Source organism: Rufibacter sp. LB8 (genome assembly GCF_014876185.1).
Classification (GTDB): Bacteria; Bacteroidota; Bacteroidia; order Cytophagales; family Hymenobacteraceae; genus Nibribacter.
Map to the genome: position 1 here is coordinate 3,832,501 of NZ_JADALJ010000001.1, position 7,500 is coordinate 3,840,000.

Below are 7,500 nucleotides of genomic sequence, written 5' to 3' on the forward strand. Positions count from 1 at the left end.
GCATGGAAGGGCCATCGCTCAAAGGATAAAAGGTACGCCGGGGATAACAGGCTGATCTCCCCCAAGAGCTCATATCGACGGGGAGGTTTGGCACCTCGATGTCGGCTCGTCACGTCCTGGGGCTGGAGAAGGTCCCAAGGGTTGAGCTGTTCGCTCATTAAAGTGGCACGCGAGCTGGGTTCAGAACGTCGTGAGACAGTTCGGTCCCTATCTGTAGTGGGCGTTGGATGTTTGAGGGGACCTGTCCTTAGTACGAGAGGACCGGGATGGACGAGCCTCTGGTGGACCTGTTGTGGCGCCAGCTGCAGCGCAGGGTAGCTACGCTCGGATGAGATAAGCGCTGAAAGCATCTAAGTGCGAAACTCACCCCAAGATGAGACATCCCTTCAAGGGCCGTGGTAGACGACCACGTCGATAGGCGGCAGGTGTAAAGTCGGAAACGACACAGCCGAGCCGTACTAATTGCCCGAGGGCTTCGCCGCCCCAAAGGCGCGTGCCCTCCCCTCTTTCTCTCTCTTCCCACGTATGTCAGAGCACCCCCCGGCATCATTCGAGCCGAAAGGCCCAAGATAATGGTGGCTATGTCGCGGGTGTCCACCTCTTCCCATTCCGAACAGAGAAGTTAAGCCCCGCCGAGCCGATGGTACTGCGGTCACACGCGGGAGAGTAGGTAGCCGCCAACCCCCTTTTTCAAACGACAGCCCACCCTGGAGACACGGTGGGCTGTCCGCGTTTAATAGGTTTGCAGATGAAGAGACGATCGGGTATATTGGATCTGGAAATAAAAATATGGTCCCTTTGTTCTTAAGTGCAGGAATCGCTACCTGCATTTTAATAGTTATTCATTTCTTTGGATTAAGAATCAGGCAGAAGCTTGAATTCACTCATATACATTTCCTTTCTAACCTTGTTTCCAAAACGAAATCTGTAAAGCAGGCTCAAAATCTGTTGTTACTTTTTTTCAGAACTCTCTTTATACTAAGTGCCTTATTAGCTTTTTTCTTATTTTTCAGGAATCTCCAAAAATCTAACTCTGGAATTACTCAGCAGGCTAATGTGCTGGTTGACTCTTCCTGGAGTATGCAAAGGTCCGTTAAAGCCAATGGAAATTCACTTCGTGGCCAAATAAAGCTTGATGTAGCAAAATCTAGGATAAACCAAAACACAGGTAACCAAAATTCTTCAGTTAAGGAGAATGAAACCGATGTAACATTAAGCTCAGGCCGAAGCCTGCTACAGGCCTTAGAAAAGGTCAATCCTGTTACAACCAACTTTTTCTTTTCTGATTTCGCAAAAGCTTCGTTCCCTAAAGAGTTGTTGGCTGGTTTACCTAAAAACCAGAATATTTCCCTTGTCCCTTATTCATCAAACCAAGCTAATTTTTTTATTGATTCAGTTTGGTTAGAGCAACCTGTTATTTTGCCAGAGGTTTCTACCAATTTGATTGTGCGTTTAAAGGGAAGCCAGCAGACAGAAAAAGAGTTAATTAAAATCACGGCTACTGAAGGTGAAAAGTTGATAGGAGCTGTCCAGGTTTTGGTAGAGCCATCAGAAGTAGTGGTTACTAAATTAGCTCTGCTTCCGAGTCAGGATAGGGAAACTAAAGTTATCATTCAGCTTAGTGATTCTTACACACCCTTTGACAATAAACACTTTGTGGTAATTCCTAAAGCAAGTGCTATAAAGGTAGGAGTCAACGGCCCCATTCCAGACAAGCATCCTGTGTTGCGTTCCCTTAAAGAAGAAGCAGCTTTCTCCTTCACTACATCTCAATTAGCACAACCTACATTTTTTATTGTTGATATGCAGTATGCTGGCAATAACGCTATGCTTATCAGTAAGATCAAAGATGTGTTAAAAGCCAGAGGTTCTGTTTTATTGTTGCCCTCAGCAAGTGATCAAAAGCCGCTCTTAAATATTGTAAACTCACTTGGGTTAAAAAATATTAAGGAAGAGGATATCAGAGGGGAATTAAAGCTTATAAAAGCGCCTGATTTAAGTGATGGGTTTTTTAAAGGGATTTTTGAGAAGCAGGTGAATAACATGAAAATGCCCAGTGCAACTCCGGTTATAAGCTGGGGTAGTGCCTTCCACACTATTCTACGGTTTACTGATAACACCCCCTTCTTAAGTTCTTTTAAAGTTGGAGAAGGTCAAGTTTATGTATTGTCCAGCCCTTTAGATGCCAGTTCTCCCTTTGCTAACCACCCATTATTTGTTCCGGTCATCTATCAACTGGCGCTGGCCGGGCAGCACTCTGAAGGTTTGTTAAGCTATAGGCCCTTAAACGGGGAAGTTAACATACCCCTATCCATTACTGGAGGGCAAGATAGACCTTTTTCTCTTTCTATGAATGGGCAGACTTTCATCCCGAGCCAGCTATTTAAACAAGGTGTCCTTCAATTAACTTTACCAGATGAAGTGTATCAGCCAGGGTTCTATGAGATCAAGAACGGTGAGGAAGTTATTCAACAGATTGCGCTGAATATTCCCAAAGAAGAATCTTTGTTAGAGAGTTACTCTGTAGAAGAACTCAGGGAGTTATTCGCTGACACGCATCCTAATGTCCGAGTGTTGGAATCAAATGTTAGGGGACCTGTGCAAAAGCAGGAAGGCATAACCAGTCTTTGGAAATATTGCCTAATATTGTGCCTCCTATGTCTAATAGCAGAGGCAATCATTTTAAGTACAAAAAGACGTGAAATACCTGTTTAAAGAGGTTACTATTATAGACAGCGCGTTCTCCGGCACCGGGGAGATAACAAACATCTTGATTAATGACGGTATCATTGAGCAGATTGGTGATTCATTAGAGGTGCCAGGTGCTAACATAATTGAGGAAGAAGGTCTCTGTTGTTCTATAGGTTGGTTTGATTTATCAGCATATGTAGGAGAACCAGGTTTTGAACACCGAGAAACTATTGAGAGTTTTATAAAAACTGCTGCTTATGGAGGTTTTACAGAAGTAGCTTGCCTTCCCAATTTATACCCAATAACCCAAAGTAAGGGATCCGTTGAATACTTTTTATATAGAACTAACAATCAAAGCGTTAGGCTACACCCAATAGCAGCTGCCACTCACCAAACTGAAGGGAACGACTTAACCGAGCTTTTAGATTTACATGCTGCAGGAGCTGTGGCTTATTCAGATGGCCTAAAGCCTATTCAAGCCGCAGGTACCTTGCTGAAAACCTTGGAATACCTTAAAATCTTTGGCGGCGTATTATTGAACCGTCCGGAGAATGCAAGTATAGCCACAGGAGGCCAAATACATGAAGGGCTTGTAAGTACTCAATTGGGCCTTAAAGGAATTCCAGCTATTGCGGAAGAAGTACAGGTTCAACGCGATTTGCAATTAGTAGAATATAGCAAGGGAAGGATACATTTCAGCCAGATCTCAACCGAAGGGAGTGTTCATGCCATAAGAGCAGCCAAAAAACGGGGCTTAAACGTTACCTGTGATATGGCGGCGCACCAATGTGCTTTTATTGACGAGACCATTCTGCCTTTTGATACTTCTTATAAAGTAGCCCCCCCCTTCAGGAGCCAACAAGACAGAGAAGCACTGTTAGAGGCAATAGAAGATGGAACCATAGATGCCATTGTCTCTGCCCATATTCCTTGGGACGAAGAATCAAAAGAATTGGAATTTGATTTGGCGGAGCCCGGAATAATTGGAGCCCAAACGGCTTTTTCAATTATTCACCAGTCTATTGAACCCACATCTTCTTTAGCAAAAGTCATAGACTTGCTGTCCAAAGGGCCCCGAAAGGTTCTTTCATTGCCTATACCATGTCTAGCAGAAGGGCAGAAAGCCAATCTTACGTTTTTTAATCCCACCAAAAAATGGGTTTTTACTTCAGAGAGCAATGCCTCCCTTTCTCAGAACAGTCCTTTTCTTGGGTCTGAACTGGAAGGCTGTGTGTACGGCACGTTCTTTAACAATCATTTTACCTTAAACCCTACTTATTCTTCTTAAGGAAGAATCTCTGCTTTTATACTTATGTTTGATAGAGCTGTTGCCAATACTGCTATCCGGTACGGGGTCACTGGAGGCATTGTAAGTTTCTTATATATGGCCATACTAGCCTTGCTAGGCTTTGAAAACCCATATGACGACCCCAGCGAGTTCTCTTCCACTTTGGTTTTTGTCTCAGTTTTTGTTTTTTTAGCAATAAAATATTTCAAGAAATTCAATGATGAAGCCTTAGGTTTTGGAAGAGCATTTAAAGTTGGTTTCGCTACCACGTTCTACCTGGCCTTCACTACAGCGGTGCTCATGTGTATTTTCTCGTTTTTTGTGGGGGCAGAACTAATTCAGCAGTATATTGTAGCCAAGCAGGCCGAAATGCAATTGAACAGGGAGGTAGTTGTGCAGGTGATGGGGCAGGTAAACTATGAAAGAGGCTTGAACGGCCTGCAAGAACTAAATGCCTTTGACCTGGCCAAACGCACTTTTGTTTACAGAATCATTTTAGGCATTATCATCAGCCTTGTATTAGCAATCTTTTTTAGAAAATAAACCCCAAACCCACTATCCATGAACGAGCAACAAACAACTACACCATCTGCCACCGGCCTGCGCTATGGCTTACTTACTGGCCTGGTACTGGTAATTTTTACCGCAATACTATATGTGACAGATATGGCTGGCAATAAATTGGTGGCTTCTTTAGGGTGGCTTATTCTAATTGGCGGAATTGTGATGGCGTACCAATACTTCAAAAGAGCGAACAACGGCTTTATGTCTTATGGGCAGGGGCTGGGCATAGGAACAATTTTAGGAGCAGTGGTTGGGTTGTTAGGCGGTATTTTTGCAGCCATTTATACGTCAATGATAGATAATTCAATCATGACGCGCGAAATGGACAAGCAAATTGAGGAGATGGAAGCCCGTGGTTTGTCTGAGGAACAAATTGAACAAGCTATGGAAATGGCAAACATGTTCACCGGGCCTGTGATGGTAGTGGTTATTACTTTGATCACCTATATCATTGGAGCGTTCATTTTGTCATTAATCATTGCGGCTATCATGAAAAGAAGCCAGCCAGAATTTGAGTAAAAGGTAAATGCAGTACGATCTAGATATTTCAGTGGTGATTCCACTTCTCAATGAAGAGGAATCACTACCAGAGCTTACCCAATGGATAAACCGTGTGATGGACTCACACGGTTTTCTTTATGAAGTCATTTTGATAGATGACGGCAGTACAGACAACTCCTGGAAATTGATTCAGGAATTGTCTTTCCAGAACCCCAACATCAAAGGGATTCGGTTCAACAGAAACTACGGGAAGTCGGCGGCTCTTAATGTGGGATTCAAAAAAGCCCTGGGGCGCGTGGTCATCACCATGGATGCCGACCTGCAAGACAGCCCAGATGAGATTCCGGACTTGTATAATATGATTGTGTCTGATGGGTACGATCTGGTCTCTGGTTGGAAAAAGAAACGGTTTGATCCCTTAAGTAAAACCATTCCCACCAAACTGTTCAACGCGGCTACCCGCAAGATTTCCAGAATCAAACTCCATGATTTCAACTGCGGACTCAAAGCGTATGATGCGCGCGTAGTGAAAAGCATTGAAGTGTATGGTGAGATGCACCGCTACATTCCGGTCATTGCCAAATGGAATGGCTTCAGCAAGATTGGCGAAAAAGTGGTGCAGCACCGTGAACGGAAATACGGCACCACCAAGTTTGGCTTGGAGCGTTTTGTGTATGGGTTCCTGGATCTGATGTCTATCACGTTTGTGTCTAGGTTTAAGAAAAGACCCATGCACTTTTTCGGCTCTCTGGGGTCTATCTCCTTCTTGATAGGTTTCTTAATCACAACCTGGCTGGTAGGAGAGAAAGTCTATTACTCTTTCCGGAACATGCCCAGCCGAAACGTGGTAGACCAGCCTCTGTTTTTTCTGGCCTTGGTGGCTGTGATAGTAGGCGTGCAACTGTTCCTGGCAGGTTTCCTGGCGGAGATGGTTTCCCTTTCTGGTAAAAAGAAGAATGAGTATCTGGTTCGGGACAAAGCTGGGTATTAAGAATGGCGAAGCTGGTAATAGTGGGTCCGGCCTATCCGTTCAGGGGTGGCATTGCGGCATTCAATGAAAGCCTAGCGCGCACCTGGCTGCAGATGGGCCACCAAGTGGAGATTTACACGTTCACCACGCAGTATCCCAGTATGCTGTTCCCAGGCAAAACCCAGTATGAAGAAGGACCTGCCCCAGAAGGATTGACCATCCATAGAGCCTTGAGTTCTGTAAACCCAGTTTCCTGGTTTCTGGTGGGGAACGCCATCAGAAAAGCCAGGCCAGATATGGTCTTGTTCCGATATTGGTTGCCCTTTATGGCCCCAAGTTTAGGAACTGTGGCAAGAATTATCAGAAAAAACGGGTATTCCAGAATTGTAGCCTTAACAGACAATGTGGTTCCGCACGAGAAACGGAAAGGAGACAAAGCGCTTACAGACTACTTTCTTGCCTCTTGCCACGCCTTCGTCACCATGTCAAACACGGTAACAGAGGAATTGCGCCAATTCACCACCCATAAGCCCATTGTTTGTCAGCCACATCCTATTTATGACACCTACGGCCAAAAGATGCCTAGGCAAGAAGCACTTCAGGAGTTGGGCCTACCGGAAGGGAAATACTTGTTGTTCTTCGGTTTCATCCGGCATTATAAAGGACTGGACCTGCTTCTGGAGGCCATGCAAGATGAAAGGATAAGGCAAGCTGGCATAAAATTGATAGTAGCCGGGGAATTCTATGAACCTCAGGAGCCTTATGCTAAAATCATACAGGAGGGAAACCTGCAGAATTCAGTCATCTTAAAAACCTCGTACATTCCACATGACCAGGTGCGCACCTATTTTTCGGTGGCAGACTTGGTGGTGCAACCGTACCGGCATGCATCCCAAAGCGGCGTCACCCAAATAGCCTATCATTTTGAAGTCCCTATGGTAGTAACGGCAGTAGGTGGTTTAGTTGAAATGATTCCGCATGGTGATGTAGGGTATGTGGTACCGGTAGAACCCAAGGCCATAGCAGACGCCATCCATACTTTCTTCCAAGAGACAAAGTCAGAAGAGATGAAGGCGAACATAAGAATAGAGAAGAAGAAATACACCTGGCAAGCCATGGCGCAAGCTATATTAAAGGTAAGCCAACTGAAGAGGAACGAAAAAGAACACTTTTAGTAGAGTCACAATCTGTTACCTTTATAATCACCTCAATTAGATGTATTTAAAAGAAGCATTGGGTGTACTTGCTAACCTTTATATAAAAGAGATGCTTAAATAAAAATTGGGAGGACAAGAAGCCAAAGAAAGTATACCTGTAAGGTAAGAACAATCAATTCCTGTTTTCGGGCTCATTTACAGAAATGAGCCCGAAAACAGGAATTGCTATTTCAGACTTAGCCTAATAAAGAACAACACGTAACCTAATTACTAAATACATCAGCATCTCAAATCCCGTTTTGGTGCTCATTTGCAAAATGGAGCCCGAA

General features: G+C 44.3%; 6 protein-coding genes and 2 rRNA genes (1 of these 8 only partly in view). All 8 read left to right on the forward strand.

Going from position 1 to position 7,500, the window contains the following annotated elements; all coding sequences use genetic code 11:
• Positions 1-482, forward strand: a 23S ribosomal RNA gene (locus IMY23_RS16005) (it extends 2,405 nt beyond the left edge of the window).
• Positions 483-571: 89 nt separating this feature from the next.
• Positions 572-683, forward strand: a 5S ribosomal RNA gene (gene rrf / locus IMY23_RS16010).
• 106 nt (positions 684-789) lie between these two features.
• Complete coding sequence (locus tag IMY23_RS16015; protein ID WP_192823056.1) at positions 790-2,715, forward strand: BatA domain-containing protein; 1,926 nt, start codon at positions 790-792, stop codon at positions 2,713-2,715.
• Positions 2,699-3,979, forward strand: a complete 1,281-nt coding sequence (locus tag IMY23_RS16020) for a dihydroorotase (RefSeq protein WP_192823057.1) — start codon at positions 2,699-2,701, stop codon at positions 3,977-3,979. The genes IMY23_RS16015 and IMY23_RS16020 overlap by 17 nt, the downstream gene beginning before the upstream one ends.
• 24 nt (positions 3,980-4,003) lie before the next feature.
• A complete protein-coding gene (locus IMY23_RS16025) occupies positions 4,004-4,522 on the forward strand; it encodes a DUF4199 domain-containing protein (protein WP_192825203.1) in 519 nt (172 codons plus the stop codon).
• Between the two features lie 18 nt (positions 4,523-4,540).
• A complete protein-coding gene (locus IMY23_RS16030; protein WP_192823059.1) occupies positions 4,541-5,062 on the forward strand; it encodes a DUF4199 domain-containing protein in 522 nt (173 codons plus the stop codon).
• Between the two features lie 7 nt (positions 5,063-5,069).
• On the forward strand, positions 5,070-6,035 hold the full coding sequence (locus tag IMY23_RS16035; protein WP_192823060.1) for a glycosyltransferase family 2 protein: 966 nt from the start codon (positions 5,070-5,072) through the stop codon (positions 6,033-6,035).
• A gap of 2 nt (positions 6,036-6,037) precedes the next feature.
• The gene (locus tag IMY23_RS16040) at positions 6,038-7,189 is read left to right on the forward strand and encodes a glycosyltransferase (protein ID WP_192823061.1); all 1,152 of its coding nucleotides are present in this window, start codon (positions 6,038-6,040) and stop codon (positions 7,187-7,189) included.
• Positions 7,190-7,500: the final 311 nt, after the last annotated feature.